This is a genomic window from Nesterenkonia cremea (assembly GCF_014642675.1).
Taxonomy (GTDB): domain Bacteria; phylum Actinomycetota; class Actinomycetes; order Actinomycetales; family Micrococcaceae; genus Nesterenkonia; species Nesterenkonia cremea.
This window is the reverse complement of sequence record NZ_BMIS01000020.1, coordinates 1-22,274: the sequence shown is the minus strand read 5'-3', so window position 1 is coordinate 22,274 and position 22,274 is coordinate 1. Positions and strand designations below refer to the sequence as shown.

The window sequence follows — 22,274 nt, the reverse complement described above, 5'->3', positions numbered from 1 at the left end:
GCCGTCACCCGACGTACTCACCTGGCTGGAGAATCTATGATTATGCCGACAAGAGTCAACGCCCTACGGCCCTCACCAGGGGCAACCCGAAAAGGTCGGCGTAATCCAAACATCGGCATAAGCGATCGAATGCCGACATCGGCATTCGACCGCCTCGACCAGCGCATTGTCATACGAATCCCCGGTCGAGCCGACTGAGGCGACCGCCCCAGCCTCGGCCAACCGCTGGGTGTAGCGCACCGCGAGGCACTGAACACCCTTATCGCTGTGATGAGTCAGATCGGCGAGGTCCCGTCCCTGGCGTTGGCGTGTCCAGATGCCCATCTCCAGCGCGTCCAGCGCGAGATCGGTCCGCAGCGACTTCGACAGCTGCCAGCCGACCACGCGGCGGGAGAACACATCGACGACGAAGGCGGCATACACCCACCCGGCGAAGGTCCTGCAATAGGTGGGGGCACCTCCCGCTTGCGGGGGAATGTCAGCGACCCACAACTGGTCCGAAGCCGTGGCGCTGAAGTCTCGCTTGACCAGGTCAGCACGTGTGTCCGGCGCACTGCCGCCGATCGTGGTGCGTGGCCCCTTCGCTCGACTGATGCCTCGCAGACCTTCGGCGCGCATGAGTCGCTCGATGGTGCATCGAGCCACCGGGATCCGTTCACGGCGCAGCTGTGCGTGGATCTTCCTCGCACCGTAGACGCCGAAGTTCTCCGCATGCACCCGGTGGATCTCGACCAGCAGCTGCTCGTCTCGCAGAGACCGGGCCGAGGGCGGTCGGGACTTCGCGGCATAGTAGGTGCTCGGCGCGATCTGCATCCCGGCCGCGGTCAGCGTCCGGCAGATCGGCTCGACGCCGAACTGGTGCTTGTGGCTGTCGATGTAGTCGACGATCAGCGCTGTGGGCGGTCGAGCTCCGCCGCGAAAAAAGCCGAGGCCGACCGCAGGATCGGCGAATTCAGGGGGTCAGCGCAACGTCCTCGTGAGATAGTCCGAGAACTACTCACCAGGAGGACGCCGATGCAGGGTAAGCATGGACATCTCAGTCAGGAACAAAAGCAGCTTGCTCTGAGGCTCCACAAACAGGGGTGGAAGCTCGTGGAGATCGCTCGCGAGATCGGGTGCAGCGCTCCACTGGTCGGCCTGATGGTGCGGACTGGTCGGCATCTCGAAGCCAAGCCTTATGGGTGGGAACCTCGCCGTGGGTACTTGAGCATCAGAGAGCGGGAACAGATCATGGTCGGGCTCGGCCGTGGCGACTCGCTGGGCCTGATCGCCGAGGCGCTGCAGCGCTCAGTGTCCACGATCAGTCGGGAAGTCGCTCGAGGTGGCGGACGGGCCTCTTATTCCGCATGGTGGTGTCATGAGAACGCCCGCGCCAAGTCCCGGCGCCCGAAGCCGATGAAGCTGCATTCTGAGCGCCTGGCGTACGAAGTCACTGAACGCCTGGAACAGCTATGGTCGCCACAGCAGATCGCATCGCGGCTACGGTTGGAGTATCCCGATGATCCTGAGATGCATGTGAGCTACGAGACGATATACCAGAGCCTCTTCGTCCAGGGGCGCGGCGCTCTGCGCCGGGAACTGACACGGTGTCTGCGTTCTGGCCGGACCGCGCGGAAGTGCCGCACTGGCACCGAACGCCGCGGCCGTCTGCCCGGAATGGTAATGATCAGTGACCGGCCCGCTGAGGTGGAGGACCGTGCTGTTCCAGGCCATTGGGAAGGCGATCTGATCTTAGGAGAGAACAGTCGCAGCGCTGTAGGCACGTTAGTGGAGCGGCACACACGCTTCACCCTGCTGCTGCATCTTCCCGAGGGCAAGAGCGCGCCCCAGGTCGAGCAGGCGATGCGCGAAGCGATCACATCGCTTCCAACGAGGTTGGCTCAGACAATCACCTGGGACCAGGGCGCCGAAATGGCCCAGCACGTGGAATTCACTACCGCCACGGGCATCCCTATCTATTTCTGCGATCCTCGTTCGCCCTGGCAACGAGGATCCAATGAGAACACCAACGGACTGCTGCGCCAGTACCTGCCCAAGGGCACCGACCTGAGTCGTCACAGCCGCACCGAATTGGAAGCGATCCAGGCCAGTCTCAACAGTCGACCACGAAAGACCCTTGGCTACAGGACCCCTGGAGAGAAGCTCACGGAACTCCTTGCGCTGACCCCTTGAATTCGCCATCGCGTTGGCACGGCGCAGTTCGCGCACTTCCTTCTCCAACTCGCCCACGCGCTGGGCTTCGCTGGTCGTGGTGCCGGGACGGTGACCTTCATCGATCTCGGCCTGCTGGACCCAATTGCGCAGAGTCTGAAGGATTGATCCCGAGCTGCTCACCAACTCGGCGGAACGTCCCCGGCCTGGTCGCCGGGTCGCGTCGTGATTCCATCGCCATCCTGGTGGCTCGGTCCCGAAGCTCGTCGGGATACTTCCTCGGTGCTGCCATGCTCTTCATCCTTCCGTGGAATCAGAGCCTCCACCAGACCCGGGGCGATTCAAACCTTGTGGTCAACACACCCTAGGCAGGACGCTACTGCGATGGTCTCCTGTCGGATCTTCAGGATCCCTGCTCACCACGGCAGAACCCCAGGATCCAGGCGGCGTAACGGTGTACCGCCTCCGCGGTATTTCTGCCATGCCCCGCCCCAGGATTCACCCGTAGCTCCGACTCCACCCCGTGGTCCTGCATGAGACTAATCAGCTCCCGCAGATGCGCTGACTCAACCCGGGAGTCATTCTCCTGAACGATGGCCAGAACCTGGGGGAATAAGACTCGGTCCACCGCGGACGCCGCAACATGACTTTCGAACCGGCTCCGCCACAATGCTGTAGGGCACACCAAATGACGCGACGGCGACGGCACCCCCGGTCCCTCTTCCCCCAACAGCTCCTGCCGCCACCGGTGCCCCAAGGGGTTCTGCTCCAACCGGCTCAGGTCCACCGGAGCTGCGGAGACCACTGCCCCGTTGAACAGGCCGGGGCTACGGGCGGCGGCCGCGGCGGCGAGCACACCACCCATAGAAGCTCCGACCACGGTCAGCCGTCCTGCCGGGAAATCCGCTCTCAGACGGGAGGCGACAGCTATCAGATCCTCGACCGCGCGATGCTTCCGACGACCTGCACCAGCCCGATGCCAGGTGGTGCCCAGCTCGCCGCCTCCTCGTACGTGCGCAGTGACGTGCACTCCTCCAGAATCGCACCAGGCACGAGCCGAGGGGTCGAAGCCCTCTCCTAGCTCGACGCCGAACCCTCCGTAGACGGTGAGCATCACTGGCGCTCGACGTCGTCGGGCCGCCTCGATCCCCTCCAGGGCATGCCAGGTGTACGGCACCTCGACACCGTCGTCGGAGGTCGCGTACGCCACCCCGGACACGGGGCCCGGACCGACCCCCTTGGCTTGGGGCACACCGCCGCCTAGATCTGCCATCCGTGTGACACGCTCGGGCCGGACCTGCGAGCCACAGCTCACCAGGATCTGGTCCCCCTGCACACGGACGGAGCGCAAGACTTCACCGTGTTGGGAGGAGCGACGCCGGACGAGGACCTCCGGCTGCGGTTCCGACGGTGTGACGCTTGCGCTTCCATCGTCGAGGGCCGGCCTGTTGGTGCTCATAAGCGGGATCTGCAATAGTTCGCTCTCGCCAGGACGCGGAGCGCACAGGATCAGGAGACGGTCGCTCCGCAGTCCTTTCGGAGCACCTGGACGCACGGTATAGCTGCGCAGTCCCGGCCCCTGCCACAACGGCTGCAGGAGACTCCCGAACACCGATCGAGAACTCTCGACACCATCGATCGGTAGCAGGCTCAGCCAGTCGTCCTGGGCTCCCTGCCCGGTCTGATGCTCGTCGCCCCGCTGGTGCAGCAACAGGGCAGGATCACCGGCGGCGCGGACCTCCAGAACGCTGCGAAGCCCGGGAAACACAGGTCCGGGAACGCCCCGCAGACCTCCACCCGCGTCGGCCGGGTCTGCCACCACTGCATCCAGCCGCACTCCGGCCGAGGTCGAGGCAACGACCCACCACCGTCGAGGCCCCCGTGCAGATAACAACTGGACCCCCGGCCCCTCGGAAATCGCGGGCACCGGCTCCCAGCAGACTTCCTCCCCCTCGAGAGTGATCAAACGCCACTGGCCCTCTCCCGCGATCCACAACCCGAGGCGATCGGAGGAGTCCAGCACGGCCGGGCGTCCGCGCGATCCCCGCCCCGGTACGGTCCACACCACTTCCGGAGTCGACCCCGAAAGGTTGCGGCGCAGGATGTGCAGACGCGAGAGCTCGCTGCCGCCAGTCGATGCGGTGACCAGGCACCACCGACCGTCGCGGGTCGTGGTCACACTTTGCGGCACCTCCTCCGCGAGCGACTCCGGCCAGGGCAGCACGCCGTCCGGCAGATGGACCGCGCCTCGATGCACCCGCGCCTTAGCGCCGCCGGACGAGAAGGGCTGCTGGAAGGCGTGAGCACTACTCCTCTCCCACTGCGCGAGGAGCTCTATGACGTCCATCTCAGCAACGTCCTGCTCAGCGGCGTGTTCAGCGGCGTGTTCAGCGGCCAATGAGATCGACCTGCTCTCGCGGCGTGCCAGGAAGCCACATCATGTGACCACCTTCATCCAACGGCACGTCCAGCACCTCATTAAGGGACTCTTCTCCCAGCTCTTCTCCTGGTCGGCAGAGCCGGGTCTGGACGAGTCCTTCACTCCCACGGCGGTGCAGCTCCACCTTGCCGTCTCCACCGCTGGTGACCGCGACGACCTCCAGCTCGGGAAGGACAGCCACGGCCCTTCGTTGGGCGCTGCCGTCGGGCCCGCCGTCCCAAGGCGGGCGGCCCGGCCTCGGCGGGTACGTCATCGGTGCGAGGTCCCCCTGTCTCAACGACAGACCTTCCGCGCCGACGTCAACGATCCATACCAGGTCACCATCGGGGCTGATCAGCGTGCCGGAGGCCGAATCGGGGGCGACGTCGAGCCGAAAGACGAGCCCCTGAGGCAGCGGGATCGTTTCCGGAGTCAGGGCTCCGTCCGGGCCGATGGTCGCGCTCATCACCCAGTTCGTCCACTGGGCCCAGGAAGCAGGATCTCCGGTCCCGCCTCGCAGAGTGGCCCAGATCCTGCGGGAAACAGGCTCGATGCGCAAGTAGAAGGCCCGTCCGGCTACCGGCCAGGCGGTGATGCCCTGCGCCACCGGTCGTCCCCCGAGAACCACGAACCGTTCCAGTCCCCGTGAGGTGCTGCACCAGAAGCTCTTGTTGACCGGGTCATAGACGTCACCGTGTCCGTCGGGGGCGATGTCTTCGGTGACGGCACCGCGCACCTGAGGGACATGGGGTCCAGCCGTGAGGATCTTCTCCACGGGGATCGCCTCCACCGCGCCCCGACCGATGAACTCGCCCGAGGCCGCCGTCTCCCCCCGATGCCGGAGCAACACGTGGAGCCGGTCCTCGTCATCGCGCACCACTGCCACTCCGGGTTCCCCCATCCGCACGCGGACTCGCACGGGCGTCGGCGCCTCGGGACGCAGATCGATCAGTGTGAGCAGGTCGGAGAAGGGCTCTATGTTCATGCCGCAGCCGGTGGTCACCGCCAGGAATGAACCGCAGTCGCTGATGGCCAGATGCTCCGCAGGTATAGCGATCGGCACCTCGGCACTGAGGGACCCCTCGCGTCCCAGCAGCACCAGCCGACCGCGGAGATCGTCGGCGTAGGCGGCCGCGAATCGGCCGCCCGAGGGCAGGGCCAGGAAGCCGGCATGCTCGGCGAGCACACCGGGTCGCGGCTCCTCGTTCAGCACGCCGGCGGACGACTTCGTGGAGCCGCCTCCCTCGGGAAGCGACCAGCGGAAGAGACGGTGGGAACGATAGTCGGATATCAGCAGGGTGCCATGGCTCATTCCTCTACACTAATGCACATGATTCTCATTTGCTGTAGCGTGATGACCGGCGTCGCCGAGAGGCGGCGTGACGCGTGGGGCGTCCACGCGTCGAGGAACCTATGAAAGGAACTCGTTATGCAGCACTCCAACAGTTTCCGCGCCGAGGACGTCGTCGAGGTCCAGGAGATCCAGGACACCGAGAGCCTGGCTCACCTCTCCGCGTCGCATTCGAACGCGCTGGTGGAGAACCCCTTCGACTGATCAGCTGGACCGTTGGTCCGGTTTGAACCATTCGGGATGCCATTGGTCGATCCCGTGTGACCACGCGGGGCCCGGAGATCCGTCTCCGGGCCCCGCCCCACCGCACACCGCTCCAGAGGAATCCGTGCACGCTCCACATTCCCCGATGTCCACGCCGGGAGTCTTTCGTGCCGACGGCGACATCTATGCCCGCACCGCCTCCGGCACTTTTCTGCGTGTCAGCCCGACCGCACCCGAGACGCAGGACGTGTTCGCACCGGCAGCACAGACTGCGGCTGCCCGGGCCTCAACCAACTGGGCCGTCCATGCCTTCGTAGCCGCCGAGAGGCACGAAAGCCAGCGCAGCGAGGCCCGAGCGCCCGAAGCCTCAGGGCACGAGGCCCAGCGCGGAGACGTCCGCACCCATGTCTCCGCCCTTGCCGGCCCCTCTGCCGACACCGACCCCACGCGCTTCGCTGAGGGCGCAGTGGTCCTGGAAGACTTCACCGGCCTAGGACCCTGCTCCCCGGCCGCAACGCTGCAGGAGATCCTCAGCCGACAGGGACATGAGCCCCACCTTCACGCCCAGAACGCCCCAGATGCAGCCCTCGACGTCCGCACATTGCTGGTACGTCTGCGCAGCTCGCCGCCGACCGGTCTCGCGCGCACGGCCCCTGAGGAGGCGGCCCCGGCGGAGACGCGTTCGGCCGCCGTCGATCCCGCGCTCCCTAAGCCCAACGTCTTCGACATCCATGCGGAGGGGGCCCAGTGGTATCTGCACCCACTGCGCCTGGCCCCGGAGGATCCCACACCGGAGCAGGTTCTCCGACGTCGACTGGCGGCCACCCCGGCCCATCAGGCCCTGAACGCCTGGTGGAGGCTGGCCGGCGTTGGAACCGCGGCACCGCCTGAGGAGGTCCTGCACCGTGTGAACCTCGCACCGAGCCCGCTGGACGCCACCGTCGTCGCCTGGCATGCCGCCCAGGTCATCACGAATTGGCTCGCGGACCCCGATTCGTCCCTGACAGCTCGATGGCGACGTCGGCTCAGCATCGTCGACACCGTGACGCTGCAGGTCACCGAGCACCCGGTGCTGCCACATCCGATCCCGCACGGTCAGGCTCCGGAGGAGTTCGGAGGATGAGCTCAGCAAGGAGCATGACTCCGGAGACCGCACCCCTGGAGACTGCGTCCAGGCGGAAACTGCCGGACGCTGTGCACCCCCATGGCGCGGAGAAGCAGCAGATCATCACCGCTGACGGCGCCACGTTGCATACTGAACGACACCGGCCCACCGAAGAGACCCCCCGGGGCGATGTGCTGATCCGCACGCCCTATGGCCTGGCGCATCAGCGTGGCATGGCCGCCTCGCTGACCGCCCGCGGCTTCCGCTGCTGGTTGCAGGATGTCCGCGGCACCTCTGCGTCTTCGGGCGTCTTCGACCCTTATCGCACGGAGGCCGACGACGGCCTGGTCACCGTCCGACATATCCTCGCCCAGCAGAACAGGTCGGGCCCGCTGATGTTGATGGGCAGCTCCTACGGTGCGACCTGCGCCCTCGAAGCGGCTCGGACAGCAGACCACACCGCGAGCACGATCTCGGCCAGGCGCGACGGTCAGGCACACATGGCAAAGGGCATTCCCGCAATCGCTGGAGTAATCGCGATCGTGCCGACCATCGGCAGGGGCGAGACCGCCCACGCGATGGACGGCACACCGCGAGTGCGGGACCGTTTCGGCTGGTGGCACCAATATGCCTTCACCCGACACAGGCGTGCTCCTCTGTCGAATGCGCAGCTCGACACCCTCACCCGGGAGGCCGCCGAACACGGCCCCATGGAGACCGCCCGGCGACGCAACGATCTGCTGGGCTGGCCGCCGGAGCAGATGGAGGCCTGGGACGAGATGTGGCGTCAAGAACCCATTTCGCTGGAAGACCACTTCGGCGAATCCACAGCACCGCTGCTGGTGATCTCCGGAGAACGGGACTTCTTCGCCGACCGCGCCGAACCGCTGCGCGCGGCCTGGGGCTGCCGCACCACGCACCAGGACAGCACGCTGATCACCGGTCCCTGGGGACACTCCCTGAAGGGTCGAGACCCGAACCTGCGGTCCCGCATCGATCGATGGATCGACACACGCCTCAGGCCACGGCCAAACGGGCCGCACGAGGACGAGACTCATGAGAGGACCCGATGACCACCACCGTCACGAACACGACCAGCCCCCCTCCCACCGCGGGACCTGTTGCCCCGCCCAGCAGCGTGGAGGACCTCATCGATCCTGTCACCGGGATCATCCGTCGGGTCCGCGAAGTCCTGCCCCAGCCGCGGGCGCCGAAGTCCTATGTGTCGCTGACCGCCGAGGTCGCCGACGCCCGGCGTCTGGGCGAGTGGCCAGCCGACCGCGTCTCCCTGGGCACCACCTTCGACGACCCTCAGGGCGCCTGGATCGCCGCCGTCGGAGAGGCCGTGGAGCGCTACTGCGGCAACTTCATCCCGCGTCAGCCCCATCCGGAATTCCGTGAGGGAACCCACACGCAGCTCTCCTCCGAAGGCCTGCCGCTGATCGATCTGAAGAATCTGCCACAGTACGCCGAGTGGCAGACCGCTGCACCGGATTTTCCCTATGCGGGCCTCGACGCGGACACCCCCACCCTGTGGACCCGGTGCGACGACGGCACATGGCTGCCTTCCTCACTGATCCACTTGAACTGGCGGCAGTCCGGGTTCCGGCACCTGCCACGCACCCATCACCTGAACTACGCGGGAATCGCCACCGGGCAGGACCACGCAGACGCTCGGCGCCGAGGCCTGCTCGAGTTGGTGGAGCGCCACGCTTTGGAGACCTGGTGGCACTTGGACCTTCCCACCGCAGGGGTGGACCTGGCGTCGGTGCCCGGACTGCTCGATCAGCTGGCCGGATGCGACCTGGACTGCTCTCTGGTGGTGATGCCCAATGAGTTCGCCCCGGCCATGGCTGCGCTTGTGCGCGACCCCGTGACCGGAATCCATGCCGCCGGGTTCTCCGCGAAACTGGACCCGGCGGACGCCGCGCGCAAGGCGGTGCTGGAGGCAGTGCACACCTGGGTCTATTCACAGGGTTGTGTCGACGCGGACGGCTGGGTGTTCCAGGCCGTACAGGCCGGATTGATGGCCGAGGGACTCTACCTGCGGCACCGGCAGGACCGCCGGTACCTCGACGATGTAGGCCCCCGCTTCTCCCGCGTTCGGGACCTCGGCGCCCACGTCCAGGTATGGCTCGACCCCCGAGTCCATCACCTGGCTGCCCGATTCACCGACCCTGCCTACGGGACCCAGCGCCTCGATCAGCTGCAGAGCTCGAGGTGGGTCTCGGAGTTGGGGGCCGGCATGGGGCGGTGCGGAGGAGCCGCCACACAGAACGATGTCGAGACGGTAGACGCTCGGCTGGCCGCCCGCGGACATCGCGTGCTGACCAAGGATCTGACTACCGACGACATCGCTGAGACGCCGCTGCGGGTGGTGCGAACCTTCGTCACCGGACTGGTGCCCAACGCCCCGGCGGCCTTCGGGTACTTCGGTTGCGAGGCTCTCGGCGGCGGTCTCCTGGCACCGGAGCAGCTGACCCTGACCCCGCCACCGCACATGTGATGGGCCATGGCTGAAACTAGTTCCTCCGCGAGGTACTCCTCCGCGATGTCCTTTCCTCCCGCGCTGAGTACGGCCTTCTGCCCTATGCCTCCAGGTCCGGCGCTTCCTCCCGGTCCCCCGGTTCAGGACTGGGCCGGATGCGGATCCTTGAAGACCCACGCTCCCTGGCCAGACGTGCCACACCCGGTGGACGTGCCCCTACCCCAGGGGGAGACCACCGGGTCCCTCGCTCCCGAGGAGCTGATCGGCTGGTTCGGAGCCCTGGGAGAGCAACTGTTCTTCACCGAGGACTTCCATCGGGACGAGGCCACCGGTCGGGTGCTGCGCGTGCGCCGTCGTCCGGTCCCCTCCGCGGGGGCCACCTATCCCGTACAGCTGCACCTGCGCCTGGGGGGCTGGCGACTTGCCTACGACCAGGAGCACAACGTCGTGCACGACCTCTCCGCCGTACTGACCACCGGCGATCAGCCCATCGACCTGCGTCCGACGGCTCCCCGGGTACGGCTGACGTTCACTGTATTGCCTGGCCGGAGCTTCTCACGCTATCGGCACCGTGCATGGACGCTGTGGATCGCCGATGTCGTCTATGCCGTCGAGGGCGCCCGGTATGCGCTCGGCGGCGGCCCTCTGGTCGGGGCGCCTCACGACGCTGGCCCGACTGTACTCGCCGGTGAAGCCGGGCTGCCCGACTCCGCCACTTGGCCCACGTCGTATCGGGAGCTGGCCGTGCAGGGCCTCGACGTCGGAAGAGTCGGCCCACCGCACGTCGGAGCGCTGAAGCTCCCGGCTCTGCGCCGACTACCGGATCGTCGCAGCATCCCATTGGCAGTGCTCGCCGCCGATACGGAGTCCTCCGAGAAATCCGTGGATCGGGCACCGGACCAGCAGCAGCTACTTGACCCGGTGCACTGCTCCGGTCAGCGTTGGCCAGCCGAATGGACGCACATGCGACTCTTCACCGTGCCACGGACCACCGACCCGATGCAGCTGCGCCGTCAGCTCGTCTCCGTCCACCGTCAGGCGGCCCAGATCACATACACCGAAGCGGAGGCCGGACGGCAGGTTCGTCCGGTCTCCGGTTTCACGGACGTCCCGGGCCGGCCTGACAGGTGCCTCCACGCCCTGGCTCTGCAGGAGCACCACTGTGCTGACCGCTCCCCGAGAGGTGACTACCCATGATGATCGTTCCGGAGCTCGTCCGTCTCGGACGCGCCCATCGACGTGGCTTCCGCAGCGTGACCCTTGCGCTTATGGGTGTCTCACTGACCCACCTCCTGCAGGCGTTGGCCGTGGCCGGGACCCTGGCCGCCGTCGTCCACCAACGTCCGGGGCTGGGCGCCGTCTGCCTGGGCGGCCTGGCGGCGGCCGCCGCAATGAGGCTCCTGCTGCGCCAATACCAGCAGAGCCTGGTCTCCGCACTGGGCACCACAGTGCGTCAGCAGATGCGGTCCCGGGTGCTGCGGCGGGCCTTGGTGCCCGATCGGCTCCATGATGTGCGCAGTCGAGCCGGGTCGGCACGACTGACCGTGGTGGACGCCGTGGACGGTGTGGACACCTACCTCACCCGTTACCTGCCCCATGTGGCGCAAGTAGCCCTACTGTGCCCAATCCTGGTGCTGGCCATGGCTGCGCTCTCTCCCGCAGCCGCCGTCGCGTTGGGGGCGTTCGTGGCCTCTGCAGTCCTGGCGCCGCGGGCCTTCAACCGGTGGATGGCGCACCGTTCGGACCAACGATGGGAGTCCTACGACGATCTCAGCGCCGACATCCAGGAATCGTTGCAGGGCATGCGCACCCTGCAGCTGCTCGGCGCTGTACCAGGGCGCCGCCGAGTGCTGCGCGCACGTTCGACACGACTGCATCGGGAAACTGTGCGGACCATGCGCACTTCCCTGTGGGAGACCGGGATCCTGGACCTGATGATCCAGGCCGGCACGACGACGGCGACCGCCCTGGCGATCTTCACTGCCGCTGGCCCCCAGCCGCAGGGATTCCTCGCGACTCCGCTAGCCGCCATCGCCGAGGACCCGTTCCGGGTCTTCGCGATGCTGATGCTGGCCTCTGAGACCTTTCGGCCCATCCGTGACGTCTCCCAGCAGTGGCACGCTGGGTTCCTGGGGCTCTCCGCGCTGGGCCCCCTACGCGAGCATGGTGCCTTCGACGTTGACGAGATCGGCGAGGGTATCGCTTCCAAGGCCGGTGACACTGCCGTCGGCCCACCCACCGAGGCCCCGGAGGTGTCGCCCGGATCGGCCCCGGGGGCATTGCGCCTGCAGGATGTCCACCATCAGTACCCACAGACGGTGGAACCGGTTCTGCGTGGGATCGAAGCCACTGTCGAACCCAGCCGGATCACGGTGATGTCTGGAGCCTCGGGGGCTGGCAAATCCACGGTCTTCGACATCATCCTGGGGCTGCTGACGCCCACAGCCGGCAGCGTGACTCTGGCCAACCGCCGCCCCCGTCCGATGGAGATCGCGGTGGTCTCCCAGACGCCATCGCTCTTCTCCAGCACGTTGCGGGACAATCTGTGCCTGGCGGCACCCGAAGACGTGGACGAGCAGACGCTATTGGACGCCTGCAACGACGCCGGACTCACAGAGCTGCTCAGTACCCTCCCTGACGGCCTGGACACTCCGATCGCCGAGGGCGGCGCCTCGCTTTCCCGGGGACAGGCCCAACGGGTGGCCATCGCCCGGGCCTATCTGGCCGACCGGCCGGTGATGCTCCTGGATGAGCCGACCAGCGCCCTCGACGAGGACACCGCCGGGATCGTGCTGACCGGCCTTCGTGAGCGCGCCGTCGGACGAATCGTGCTGGTCATCAGCCACCGCGACGATGTCGTCCAGATGGCGGATGACCACTGGACCCTCGAGAACGGGCAGTTGCGTCGACACGGGGTTGCACCCCCGGCTGCAGTTGCCGAAGTCGCCGTCGCCCGGCAGCAGGAGGACACATGAGCACCCCTACCGACTCCGCCAGCACCCATGAGGATCGCCCCGAGGAAACTGACTCACCAGGCCGGCCTCTACTGGTGTTGCTGCGTATCCTGCGACCGATGACCGTGCCGATGCTCTGGACCGGTCTCGTCTCCTGGGCAGGTTGGCTTTCCCTCATGGCGATCACGGTAATGGGGGCCTGGGGCGTGGGGCACGCGGTGGTGCTCGGCACACTACCGCCGTCGGAGTTCTGGTGGGGCCTGGGCTCCGCCGTGGCGGTGCGAGTGTTGCTGACTTGGCATGAGATGGACGTGTCCCACTCCCTGGCCTACCGGGTACTGGACCTGCTGCGGATGCGTCTGTTCGACTCCTATGCTGCCCGCGTGGTGGAGGGCCGGCAGGCCCATTCCGGCGATGCCGCCTCCACGGCGCTGACTGACCTCGAGAAGCTCGAGTTCTTCTACGCGCATACGATCGCCCAGATGGTCTCAGCCGTGCTGACTTTCGGGGTGGGGGCTGCGGCGCTGTGGCTACTGGACCCCGCCATGGGAGCGGCCGTGCTGGCGCTCGGGGCGGTGTTGATGGCCAGCAGCCTGTTGTTGCGGCGGCGCATGACTCAGGCGGGCCGACAGCAGCAGGAGGAGACCAACCGACTCTCGCGGTTCATCACCGATGCTCTCGGCAACGCCCGTGACGTGCTGAGTTTCTCCTTGACCGACCGGATCATCGAGGAGTCTGCGTGGCACACAGCACGGATCAGCCATCATGAGCGCCGGGCCGCGCTGATGGAAAGTCTGGCCTCCGGCGTCCGCGATCTCCTCACGGTCACTGCGTTGCTACTGGTGCTCCTGTTGGGGCTGCGCAGGTCCGCCTCACCAGAGTCGGCAGTGGCCCCGGAGATGATGGCTGCAGCGGTCACCCTGGCGATGATGAGCCTGGCCCCGCTGATCGGTGCCGCCGACACTCTTGGGAAGCTGCACCCGCTGCAGGCCTCGGCCGCACGGGTCGCAGCTCAGCTGGTCGACAGCGCCGACCTGGCTGCTATTGGCCCCGCTGGATCCGGCCCCGTTGGCCCTCGCTCTGTGCCGCAGGAGCCCAGCCTCGACGACTCCGCCGATGTCGAACCGACTGATCATGATCCCGCTGTCGCGTCCCGGGCTTCCTGGGGCGTGCTAGTAAGCGGGCTGCGGCACCGCCACGCGGGTCGTGGGGAGCTGCGCTATCCGGATATCCTCGTTCAGCCCGGTGAACATGTGGCACTCACAGGACCCTCCGGGGTCGGGAAGACGACGCTGGTGAATCTGGTGTCCGGGCTCTGGCGGCCCAGCGCGGGCCAGGTGACGCTGTTCGACGCGAAGGAGACTGGGTTGGGCTGCAGCCCGCATGAGATCCCGGAGGAGGAACTCCGGACTCGGGTTGCGGTGGTGGACCAGGAGTCTCGGCTCTTCCGTGGCACCGTGGAGCAGAACCTGCGGTTGGGAGCCCCGGAGGGGTCGTTAACGGAGGCCGACCTTCACGGGGCGCTGGCCGCCGTCGGGGCCGACCGGTGGATTCGTTTGGACGATGAGCTCGGCGAGACCGGACTGCGGCTCTCCGGAGGTCAGCGCGCTCGACTCTGTCTGGCCCGAGCCCTGGTCCGTCGCCCTGCGCTGCTGATCCTCGACGAGGTCACTGCGAGCCTGGACGCCGAGACGGAGGCCGACATCACCGCCCTCATCCGCTCCCAGAAGTGCACCGTAATGACGATCTCCCACCGGGCCAGTGCGGTGGCGACTGCAGACCGGGTCATCGCGCTGTGAGGAAACGCCCAGCCACTCCAGGTAATCATGCTGATCGGCACAGCGAACTGCAGCATGAAGGGGTCTGCTGAAGGTTCGGTTGACTTCCTGACTGCTTGATAGAGCGGAGAGGATAGTCACCTATGCCGAAGATCTACTCTCCAGGAGTTCCGGGCTACCGCGCTGGAGCTGCTCGGCTCCGGGATGACCCAGCAACAGGTCTGCCAGGACCTCGGCGTCTCGAAGTCGGGCCTGCAGCTATGGGTGAAGAACCGTAGGATGGGCAAGCACGGTGTCGAACCGTTCGAGACGGTCCAGGAGCCCTCTGAACAGACCAGGATGCTCCAGCGCATCCGCGAGCTCGAGCAGGAGAACAAGGTGCTGCGCGAGGCTGCGGCCTATCTCTCGCAGGCGAACCTGAAGATCGGCCACACCCGCCCACAATGATGTACCCGCTGTGTCGGTGACCTTGCCGACGCCGGTGTCCCGGTGGCGGTGGCCTGTCGGGTGCTGGGCTTCTCCAAGCAGGCCTTCTATAAGTGGACCGCCGCCCCGGTCTCCGATCGCGAGCTCAAAGAGGCGCATCTGCACAATGCCGCCATTCGTCTCCATGCCGATGATCCGGAGTTCGGCCACCGGCTCATCGCTGACGAGCTCATCGCCGCCGGCCACGTCCTCTCAGAGCGACGGGTCTGGCGATTGTGCTCGCAGCAGGGACTGTTCTCCGCGACTCAGCGCAGGCGCCGGGGGCCGGCGAAGGCCGCCGGGGACAACGCGGCGATGGAGAGCTTCTTCTCCGCTTTGGTCAAGAACGTGCTGAACGCCCAGTCCTGGGAATCTCGGGATCGGTTGCGCAGGCGGATCATCCACTGGATCGAGCGGACCTATCACCGGCGTTTTCGTCAGCGCCGGCTTGGGAAACTGACTCCGGTCGAGTACGAGACCGTCTACACTCAAGGCGTCGCGTTGGCGGCGTGACCCACGGAGTCAACCGGACCTTCAGCAGACCCGTGATGCGCGAGCACGGCCTGGCCGGGATCCGGCTCCGCAAGCGCGTAAAGACAACGATCCCGGACCAGTCCGGCCGGCGGTTCCCCGACCTGATCGGCCGCGATTTCAACGTCGGCGAGCCGGGGCGCTGCTACGCCGGCGACATCACTTACCTGCCCATCGCCAATGGCACGAGGCTCTACTTCGCGTCCTGCATCGACCTCGGCTCCCGCAAGCTCCGCGGATGGGCGATGACCGACCACATGCGGGCGCTTGACCCCGCGATGTACCAAGCCAAGCTCGAGAGCTCAGCCCCCGTACAGCCCGTCGGCAACGCGCTCGACGGCATCAATGTTCTGCAGCGAGCCCGGTAGCAGTTGGTGGTTCGGCACCGAAATCAATCGATCTTCCTGCACGGCCTCGATTTCCGGGTGGTTCTCGGTGAGGTACTTCCGAGTGGCTTCCTCGTGCGCGGCGTCTTCCGCACCGAAGACGATCGCCTCCGGATTCCGCGCCGACAGCTCCTCCGCACTGATCTGAGCAAACACGAGGGAGTCGAACTGATCTTCCTCCGGGGAGAAGACGTTCTCACCGCCAGCCTGGGCGATGATGTCGTATTCGACGCCGCCGCCGACCGCCGAGAGCGTATCCCCATCGACGTAGACCTGAGCCACGCTTAGCGGCTCGGAGCCCTCGCTCAACTCAGCCGCGTCCTCCAAGCGTCCCCTGCCATCGTCGATAATCTCCTCGGCCGCCTCCTCCGCGGCCAAGATCTCTCCCAGGTTCTCGATATCGGTGAACAGGTCCTCCACCGTGCCCTCCGATCGCCGTTCGAAACAGCCACCAGTGGCGATGTAAGAGGCTGCTCCGGCTTCCTCAAGCTGGTCGATGCTGGCGAAGCCCTGATCTGCGCTGAATTCGTAGCTGGTGGGCGCGTAGACAAAGTCAGGCTCCACCTGCAGCAGCTCCTCCCGAGACGGTGGCCGGTCCTCGCTGAGTTCTTCGGCCTCCTCCAGCTCTGCGCTGACCTCCTCGGGAAGTTCGGAAGAGGCTGTCTGCGCGACCCCGACGACCCGGTCCCCTTGTCCAAGCCGCACCAGCAGCTCAGTCTGCGCCGGGCTCATCCCCACCACCCGCTGCGGAGCGGTGTCGAACTCCAGGTTCTGCCCGCAGTTCTCCAGGGCGACATCGACGGAGGCCGCCGCGCCCCCTGATGCGCCGACGTCGTCGGACCCTGCGTCACCGTCGGCGTCCTGCACTCCCGTCCCGCAGGAGGTCAGTAGCAGAGCGGCACCGGCAAGCGCGGCAACGCTCAGACGGCTGGCTGTAGGCACTCGGGTGGGTCCGGAGAGCATCGGACGTGCAGGTGTCACCAACGACATGAGGGGGTCCTTTCGGTGCTGGGTGGTTGGGTTGGACTAGTGAAGGTCTGTCTCGGCTGTGCCAGAGGCTCAGTGTTCGAGGCGTTGGAAGGCCAGGCGGGTCTGCTGCCCTCCGGAGAGGGTCATGGTGCTGGCGCGCACTCCGAAGGCGGTGCGCACCTGCGCCTCGGTCAGCACCTGGTTCACCGGCCCGTGATCGATTAGCCGCCCGGAGGAGAGGACGGCGGCATAGTCGCAGTAGGCCAATGCAAGGTTGAGGTCATGTAAGGCAACGATCGCCGTAAGCCCCAGCTCCCGCACGATGTGCAGCAGCTCCATCTGGAAGGCGATGTCGAGGTGGTTGGTGGGCTCGTCCAACAACAGGGTCCCCGCTCCCTGAGCGAGTGCCCGGGCCAACAACACCCGTTGCTTCTCCCCGCCAGAGAGTTCCGTGAACCCGCGGTCCGCCAGGTGCCCCGCCTGAACGGTCTCCAGGCTGTTGACAACGGTGGACAGATCAGCGTCGGTGTCCGGACTGAAGCCGGAATGGTGAACGGACCGGGCCATCAACACAATGTCCAACACAGACTGGCCCATTCCGGCGCTGTCAACCACCGTCTGAGACTCCTGTGCCATCACGGCGATCTGCCGGGCAGCCTGCCGCCGCGGCATCTGCCACAAGTCCTCTCCGTCGAGACGCACAGTGCCGAAATCGGGACGGACGAGCCGGTAGGCGGTCTTCAACAGGGTCGACTTACCGGAGCCGTTGGGGCCGACCAGGGCGGTGACCTGACCTGCCGGTGCGGTGAAGTCAGCATCGGTGACCAACTTCCGCCGGCCCCGTTCCACGGTGATGCCGTCGAACTGCAGCCCCTCCGGGGCACGGTATATTCGCGCGCTCATGCCGAGGTCTCCCGATGGCGGCGCAGCAGACCTGCCAGCCCACCCCGAGTCCGGCCGGGACGCAGCAGCCACAAGAAGAACGGTGCGCCGATGGCGGCGGTGAAGATCCCGATAGGTACTTCCGTGGGTGCGGCGACGGTGCGGGCGGCCAGGTCAGCTACTGCTAGGAACAGTGCACCACCGAGGACCGCGACCGGTATCATCGACCGGTGGTCAGAGCCCACTAGCAGCCGGGCAGTGTGCGGGATGATGAGTCCGACGAAACCGATACCGCCGCAAACCGCCACCACCGAGGCGGTGAGCAGGGCTGCCAGCCCCAGGGACCCCAATCGCAGTGTATGGACGTTGACTCCAAGGGCGGTCGCGGTCTCGTCCCCGGCCATCAGCGCGTTCAACCCTCGGGCGTTGAACATGGCGAAGACCAGCACCGCCGCCAGCACGATTGCTGGCAGTGCCAGCTGGCCGAATGATGCCGCGGACAGGCTGCCCAGCAAGAAGAACATCACGGAGAACACTTGGTGGGCATCGCCGGTAAGAGTCAGGAAGCTGGTGAACGCGCTGAGCAGCGAGCCCAGCGCCACTCCGGCAAGGATCAGCCGAGTGGGGATCACAACACCATCCTGCCTGGCGCAGAGAAACACGGCGCCCGTGGCCACCAGCGCCCCGAGGAAGGCCGCCAGCGAGATCGACAAACCGCCCACCACTGCGGAACCGAAGGAGATGACGACAACTGCGCCCAGCCCAGCCCCGGAAGAGACGCCGAGCAGATACGGCTCGGCCAACGGATTGCGCACCACGGCCTGCATGAGCGCCCCGGCCAGCGCGAGACCGGCTCCGCCGAGCAGCGCCAACAGAACCCTCGGAAGACGGAACTGCCAGACGGCTTGGTCCTCCAGGCCGGTGTAGGTTCCGTCGCTCATCCACGGCACGCCTGGGATCAGATGCCCCAGGACGAGCCGGCCGGCATCGAACAAACTCACGCTGATAGGACCGGTCGAGACCGAGAGCAACACGATCCCAACGGTCCCGCACAGCAACAGAACGACGATCAAACGCTGGAAACGCAGCACCCAACGGCGAGTAGCTGCGACGCGACGCCCGGTGACCGAAGTCTGCAGCTCCGGCGGCGAGGAGGACTCGTCGCGTGTTTCCGTCACAGACGGCTCGGCGGGTTGCTCGGCTGTGCCGTGCAACCCGCCACGCACACTGGTCCCCTTCGCAGAGGAGAGAGTGCCTGGAAACACGGCAGAAGTTCGGAGCATCTGTTCATCGTACTTTATTGCGACCCATTCTCACCAGCGCCGGCGACTCAGATCGACAGCCGTCCAACCACGGCCCGACCCGCGGCCGGCCGGCGACGATGAACACTTGGACGGCCACGTCGTGTGGCCAGTCGTGCCTGTGGATGGCCGAATCCTCGCCACCCACCTGACCGCCGATGGCCACCGGAGGCACTGCCGCGGGCGCTCCTCCGTCGCATCCTTGCCGGCGGGATTCCCAGAGCCACCAGCCCGGACCCTCAACATCTCTGGTCACCTGCTGCTCTCAACGTGCCTGAACCGCCCGAACCAGGCACCGCCGTCACCGACGAGGCTCAACGAAACGAGAGGGACCCCGGCCCGAGAGAACCTCCGGTCCATCACCGAGCCGCACAACCACCACGGGTCATAAGGACGACACCAACGAACTACCGAGGACCAGACTGCGAAGACCACCAAAGTCTCGAACAGCGACAGCCGCCACACCGCAGCGCCTTTTTCACCCGCGCCACTACTCGCCGAACCTCGCCACCGAGAACATCGTCGACAGGAGAGACCAGCAGGCCCCACCAACCGACGAGCAAACCAGACAATCGACGCTCACACCTCTGGCACCAAGGTGCACCCTGGGGACATCTGTCCCCGATACCTGACACATGCCTCACCTGGTCCACGGCGAACCAGCAGCATGACGGCCCAGCAGAACCACCGGATGCAGCGGCAGTGCCCGAACTGCTTGCAGGCCCTCGACGAGGACGCGCCGGCCCAGCAGATCTACTGCGCGCCGCGGTGCCGGGAAGCGGCGAAGAAGCGCCGGCTCCGTGGGAACTCTGCCCCCGACGCACGCGACGCGCTCGACACCAGCACCCGCCAGCTCCAGCAGCTCACTACCCAGGTCGGGCAGATGCGGCAGCGGATCGCCGAGCGCGACGACACGATCCGGCAGCTGCGCTCCGAGCTGCGCAGCGAGCGTCGGCGCATCGACCGGATCGCCCAGCGCGAGGGCAAGCGGACACGTACCGTCCAACAGCAGTTGACCGCGGCCAAGGCCGAGCTGGCCGCGGCCACTGCCGGCGGTGACCGGTCAGCCGCGCCGGCCACCGGCCGGACCCGTGGCCGCGGCCGTGACCGGTCAGAGGAGCTGGCCGAAGAGCTGGCCGCGGTCAAGGACCGGCTGGCCGCCGGCCAGGCTGCCTACCGGCAACTGTCCGCCGAGCGCGAGGACCTGGCCGAGATGCTCATCGAGGCCGACCGCCGACACACGGTCATGGCCACCGTGATCACCCACTGGGACCAACTGGCCGGCCGGCTGCAGCAGGCGGTGGCCGGCCAGCCGGCCACGGCGATCAGCCGCGAGGACACCGCGATCCTGTCGTACTGGTCGCGCGCCCGAGACCGCCTGCTCGACCACGCCAGCCGGCCACACCGGACACGGCCACGGCCGGACACCAGCGGCCACGCCGCTGACTCTGAGCCGGCCGATGCCGCGCCGGACAGCACCCCGGCCACCGGCCACTGACCGGCCACACCCGTGACCGGCCACCGTGGCCAGCCCCAGGAACCGCACCGCCTGCCGACGAGGAGCATCGTGACCGTCTCGATCTCGAAGATGTCCATCGACTACTACCTGAACTCCGCCGCCGTCGGCGACGGCGCAGAAGCAGGAGCCGGCCGGGACATGACCAGCTACTACACCGAGACCGCGGCACCGCCTGGTCGGTGGATCGGCCGAGGGCTTTCCGGACTGGACCTGGCTGCCGGCCAGACCGTCAGCCGCGAGGCGGCCAAGTCGCTCTACGAGGACATGGCCGACCCGACCACCGGCCGGACACTGGGCCGAGTGATGACCAGCGCGAAACGCGAAGCCCCCGAAAGGGCGAAGACCCCCACCGGCGCGGCCGCGAAGTCCACCCGCGAACAGGTCGCCGGCTTCGACCTGACCTTCTCCGCGCCGAAGTCAGTCTCAGTCGCCTGGGCCGTCGCCGGCCCCGAGCTGCAGAAGCGCATCCAGGACGCCCACCACAAAGCCATGGAGCAGACCCTGGAATGGGCCGAGCAGAACGTGCTCCAGACCCGGGCCGGCCACGGCGGCGTCGCCCACGTGCCAATCGAGGGCATGATCGCCTCAGTCTTCGACCACTGGGACTCCCGCGCCGGCGACCCGCAGCTGCATTCCCACTGTGTCGTCTCCAACCGAGCCCAGCGCAGCAGCGACGGCCAGTGGGTCAGCATCGACTCCTACACGCTGCACCGCCACGTCGTCGCGCTCTCCGAGCAGTACAACAACCTGCTCTACGACGCCCTTCACCAGGACATCGGTGCCCTGCCAGAAACTCGTGCTGTCGGGGACGATCCAGCTGTCGAGGCGGTCAAGGACGCGTTGCGGAAAAAGCCCGATGGCACTCCAGACGACCAGGAGGCTGACCCGCCCCAGAGAGTGGAGCTGGCCGGCATACCCGACGAGCTGATCACCGAGTTCTCGGAGCGCAGTCTGGCCATCGAAGAACGCACGGATGAACTGATCACCGAGCACCGACAGAAGACCGGCCGCGCCCCCTCAGCAGCTCAAGTACTGAAACTGCGTCAACGCGCCACCTTGGAGACCCGGACGCCGAAGGACGACAGCGACACCACCCTGGACCAGAAGATGATCGGCTGGCGGCGTCGCACTGAGCTGTCCGGCTACGACCCAGACCGTTTGATCACCGAGGCCACCGGGCATCCCGATCAATCCATCACCCCGGACATGCTGACCGACGAGGTCTACGACAAACTCGGACGCTGGGCGCTGGACGACACCGCCCAGCGTCGCGCGACCTTCACCCGCGCGAACCTCATCGCCTCATCCGAGCGTGTGCTGCGCCTGGTCCGGTGCCGCGATCTCCAGCAACGGCACCGGCTGACCGAAACTCTGGTTGCCCGTGCCGAGAGCCAAGCCGTCTCGCTGACCGCGACCCGCTCCGTCGCCCCCGAGACCCACGACCCGACAGTCGCCCACCGTGGTCGTTCGGTATTCGATCACCGCCACACCGCCGGCGTCTTCACCACCCGCCAACGTGGCTCATCGCAGATGAGGGTGTAGTAGCGGTCTGAATCCTCCAGTGTCCAGCAGTGATCTGGTGATGTAGTGGGCGAGGTTCCGGAACCCCAGAGCGGTGCCACGCAGGTGCTCAAGCCTTCCGTTGATCGCTTATGCCGATGTTTGGATTACGCCGACCTTTTCGGGTTGCCCCTGGTGAGGGCCGTAGGGCGTTGACTCTTGTCGGCATAATCATAGATTCTCCAGCCAGGTGAGTACGTCGGGTGACGGC

The 22,274-nt window shown here is 66.8% G+C and carries 18 protein-coding genes, 3 pseudogenes and 1 other annotated feature; of the genes and pseudogenes, 14 read left to right on the top strand and 7 right to left on the bottom strand.

Going from position 1 to position 22,274, the window contains the following annotated elements; genetic code table 11:
* Positions 1–72: 72 nt before the first annotated feature.
* On the bottom strand, positions 73–876 hold the full coding sequence (locus tag IEW85_RS13720) for an IS3 family transposase (RefSeq protein WP_268234685.1): 804 nt from the start codon (positions 874–876) through the stop codon (positions 73–75).
* Positions 799–927, bottom strand: a sequence feature (AL1L pseudoknot). Its footprint overlaps the gene before it by 78 nt.
* An 87-nt stretch (positions 928–1,014) precedes the next feature.
* On the opposite strand from IEW85_RS13720, the gene IEW85_RS13715 reads away from it, so the two are divergent.
* The gene (locus IEW85_RS13715; RefSeq protein WP_188686895.1) at positions 1,015–2,172 is read left to right on the top strand and encodes an IS30 family transposase; all 1,158 of its coding nucleotides are present in this window, start codon (positions 1,015–1,017) and stop codon (positions 2,170–2,172) included.
* Between the two features lie 12 nt (positions 2,173–2,184).
* On the opposite strand, the pseudogene IEW85_RS14780 reads toward IEW85_RS13715, so the two are convergent.
* The 3 genes and pseudogenes from IEW85_RS14780 to IEW85_RS13705 form a co-directional block, all read right to left on the bottom strand.
* Positions 2,185–2,313: pseudogene (locus tag IEW85_RS14780) on the bottom strand (transposase); the annotation flags it as partial.
* 241 nt (positions 2,314–2,554) lie between these two features.
* On the bottom strand, positions 2,555–3,265 hold the full coding sequence (locus tag IEW85_RS14775) for an alpha/beta fold hydrolase (protein WP_373286574.1): 711 nt from the start codon (positions 3,263–3,265) through the stop codon (positions 2,555–2,557).
* Between the two features lie 1,273 nt (positions 3,266–4,538).
* The gene (locus IEW85_RS13705; protein WP_188686890.1) at positions 4,539–5,882 is read right to left on the bottom strand and encodes a hypothetical protein; all 1,344 of its coding nucleotides are present in this window, start codon (positions 5,880–5,882) and stop codon (positions 4,539–4,541) included.
* Between the two features lie 117 nt (positions 5,883–5,999).
* Here IEW85_RS13705 and amiA point away from each other — a divergent pair, with 117 nt between their 5' ends.
* The 11 genes and pseudogenes from amiA to IEW85_RS13665 all read left to right on the top strand — a co-directional run bounded on the left by amiA (position 6,000) and on the right by IEW85_RS13665 (position 15,814).
* Positions 6,000–6,125 carry a streptamidine family RiPP gene (gene amiA / locus IEW85_RS14600; RefSeq protein ID WP_268234684.1) on the top strand — a complete coding sequence of 42 codons (126 nt, stop codon included), beginning with the start codon at positions 6,000–6,002 and terminating at the stop codon, positions 6,123–6,125.
* Positions 6,126–6,249: 124 nt separating this feature from the next.
* A complete protein-coding gene (locus IEW85_RS13700; protein ID WP_229659051.1) occupies positions 6,250–7,248 on the top strand; it encodes a hypothetical protein in 999 nt (332 codons plus the stop codon).
* The gene (locus IEW85_RS13695; protein WP_188686884.1) at positions 7,245–8,303 is read left to right on the top strand and encodes a CocE/NonD family hydrolase; all 1,059 of its coding nucleotides are present in this window, start codon (positions 7,245–7,247) and stop codon (positions 8,301–8,303) included. The genes IEW85_RS13700 and IEW85_RS13695 overlap by 4 nt, the downstream gene beginning before the upstream one ends.
* On the top strand, positions 8,300–9,736 hold the full coding sequence (locus IEW85_RS13690; RefSeq protein WP_188686881.1) for a YcaO-like family protein: 1,437 nt from the start codon (positions 8,300–8,302) through the stop codon (positions 9,734–9,736). Before IEW85_RS13695 ends, IEW85_RS13690 begins: the two co-directional genes overlap by 4 nt.
* Positions 9,737–9,928: 192 nt before the next feature.
* Entirely contained in the window at positions 9,929–10,915 is a 987-nt protein-coding gene (locus tag IEW85_RS13685) for a hypothetical protein (RefSeq protein WP_188686878.1), read from the top strand.
* Positions 10,912–12,693: an ATP-binding cassette domain-containing protein gene (locus IEW85_RS13680; protein WP_188686875.1), complete on the top strand. Its 1,782-nt coding sequence runs from the start codon at positions 10,912–10,914 to the stop codon at positions 12,691–12,693. Before IEW85_RS13685 ends, IEW85_RS13680 begins: the two co-directional genes overlap by 4 nt.
* Before the next feature lie 155 nt (positions 12,694–12,848).
* The gene (locus IEW85_RS13675; RefSeq protein ID WP_188686872.1) at positions 12,849–14,471 is read left to right on the top strand and encodes an ATP-binding cassette domain-containing protein; all 1,623 of its coding nucleotides are present in this window, start codon (positions 12,849–12,851) and stop codon (positions 14,469–14,471) included.
* Positions 14,472–14,654: 183 nt separating this feature from the next.
* Complete coding sequence (locus IEW85_RS14800; RefSeq protein ID WP_444543781.1) at positions 14,655–14,897, top strand: transposase; 243 nt, start codon at positions 14,655–14,657, stop codon at positions 14,895–14,897.
* 42 nt (positions 14,898–14,939) lie between these two features.
* Positions 14,940–15,134, top strand: a pseudogene (locus IEW85_RS14795) (IS3 family transposase); the annotation flags it as partial.
* Between the two features lie 63 nt (positions 15,135–15,197).
* A pseudogene (locus IEW85_RS14790) lies at positions 15,198–15,428 on the top strand (IS3 family transposase); the annotation flags it as partial.
* A 35-nt stretch (positions 15,429–15,463) separates the two neighbouring features.
* Positions 15,464–15,814, top strand: coding sequence for a hypothetical protein (locus IEW85_RS13665; protein WP_188686869.1), 351 nt, complete (start codon positions 15,464–15,466; stop codon positions 15,812–15,814).
* Here IEW85_RS13665 and IEW85_RS13660 read toward each other — a convergent pair.
* From IEW85_RS13660 to IEW85_RS13650, 3 genes are all read right to left on the bottom strand, one after another.
* Positions 15,749–16,699, bottom strand: a complete 951-nt coding sequence (locus IEW85_RS13660; RefSeq protein WP_229659050.1) for an ABC transporter substrate-binding protein — start codon at positions 16,697–16,699, stop codon at positions 15,749–15,751. The genes IEW85_RS13665 and IEW85_RS13660 overlap by 66 nt on opposite strands.
* A 192-nt stretch (positions 16,700–16,891) precedes the next feature.
* A complete protein-coding gene (locus tag IEW85_RS13655; RefSeq protein WP_188686863.1) occupies positions 16,892–17,704 on the bottom strand; it encodes an ABC transporter ATP-binding protein in 813 nt (270 codons plus the stop codon).
* Entirely contained in the window at positions 17,701–18,774 is a 1,074-nt protein-coding gene (locus IEW85_RS13650) for a FecCD family ABC transporter permease (RefSeq protein WP_229659049.1), read from the bottom strand. Before IEW85_RS13650 ends, IEW85_RS13655 begins: the two co-directional genes overlap by 4 nt.
* 901 nt (positions 18,775–19,675) lie before the next feature.
* On the opposite strand from IEW85_RS13650, the gene IEW85_RS13645 reads away from it, so the two are divergent.
* Together IEW85_RS13645 and mobF are read left to right on the top strand one after the other, a co-directional pair.
* Complete coding sequence (locus IEW85_RS13645) at positions 19,676–20,482, top strand: hypothetical protein (RefSeq protein ID WP_188686856.1); 807 nt, start codon at positions 19,676–19,678, stop codon at positions 20,480–20,482.
* A 69-nt stretch (positions 20,483–20,551) separates the two neighbouring features.
* Positions 20,552–22,045, top strand: a complete 1,494-nt coding sequence (gene mobF / locus IEW85_RS13640) for a MobF family relaxase (RefSeq protein ID WP_188686854.1) — start codon at positions 20,552–20,554, stop codon at positions 22,043–22,045.
* Positions 22,046–22,274: the final 229 nt, after the last annotated feature.

Excerpts from the sequence above, each read along its gene's own strand:
- IEW85_RS13715 (WP_188686895.1), top strand. The coding sequence starts at position 1,015 with ATGCAGGGTAAGCATGGACATCTCAGTCAGGAACAAAAGCAGCTTGCT.
- IEW85_RS14775 (WP_373286574.1), bottom strand. The coding sequence starts at position 3,265 with ATGCTCACCGTCTACGGAGGGTTCGGCGTCGAGCTAGGAGAGGGCTTC.
- IEW85_RS13705 (WP_188686890.1), bottom strand. The coding sequence starts at position 5,882 with ATGAGCCATGGCACCCTGCTGATATCCGACTATCGTTCCCACCGTCTC.
- amiA (WP_268234684.1), top strand. The coding sequence starts at position 6,000 with ATGCAGCACTCCAACAGTTTCCGCGCCGAGGACGTCGTCGAGGTCCAG.
- IEW85_RS13695 (WP_188686884.1), top strand. The coding sequence starts at position 7,245 with ATGAGCTCAGCAAGGAGCATGACTCCGGAGACCGCACCCCTGGAGACT.
- IEW85_RS13690 (WP_188686881.1), top strand. The coding sequence starts at position 8,300 with ATGACCACCACCGTCACGAACACGACCAGCCCCCCTCCCACCGCGGGA.
- IEW85_RS13680 (WP_188686875.1), top strand. The coding sequence starts at position 10,912 with ATGATGATCGTTCCGGAGCTCGTCCGTCTCGGACGCGCCCATCGACGT.
- IEW85_RS13675 (WP_188686872.1), top strand. The coding sequence starts at position 12,849 with ATGGCGATCACGGTAATGGGGGCCTGGGGCGTGGGGCACGCGGTGGTG.
- IEW85_RS14800 (WP_444543781.1), top strand. The coding sequence starts at position 14,655 with ATGACCCAGCAACAGGTCTGCCAGGACCTCGGCGTCTCGAAGTCGGGC.
- IEW85_RS13665 (WP_188686869.1), top strand. The coding sequence starts at position 15,464 with ATGCGCGAGCACGGCCTGGCCGGGATCCGGCTCCGCAAGCGCGTAAAG.
- IEW85_RS13655 (WP_188686863.1), bottom strand. The coding sequence starts at position 17,704 with ATGAGCGCGCGAATATACCGTGCCCCGGAGGGGCTGCAGTTCGACGGC.
- IEW85_RS13645 (WP_188686856.1), top strand. The coding sequence starts at position 19,676 with ATGCAGCGGCAGTGCCCGAACTGCTTGCAGGCCCTCGACGAGGACGCG.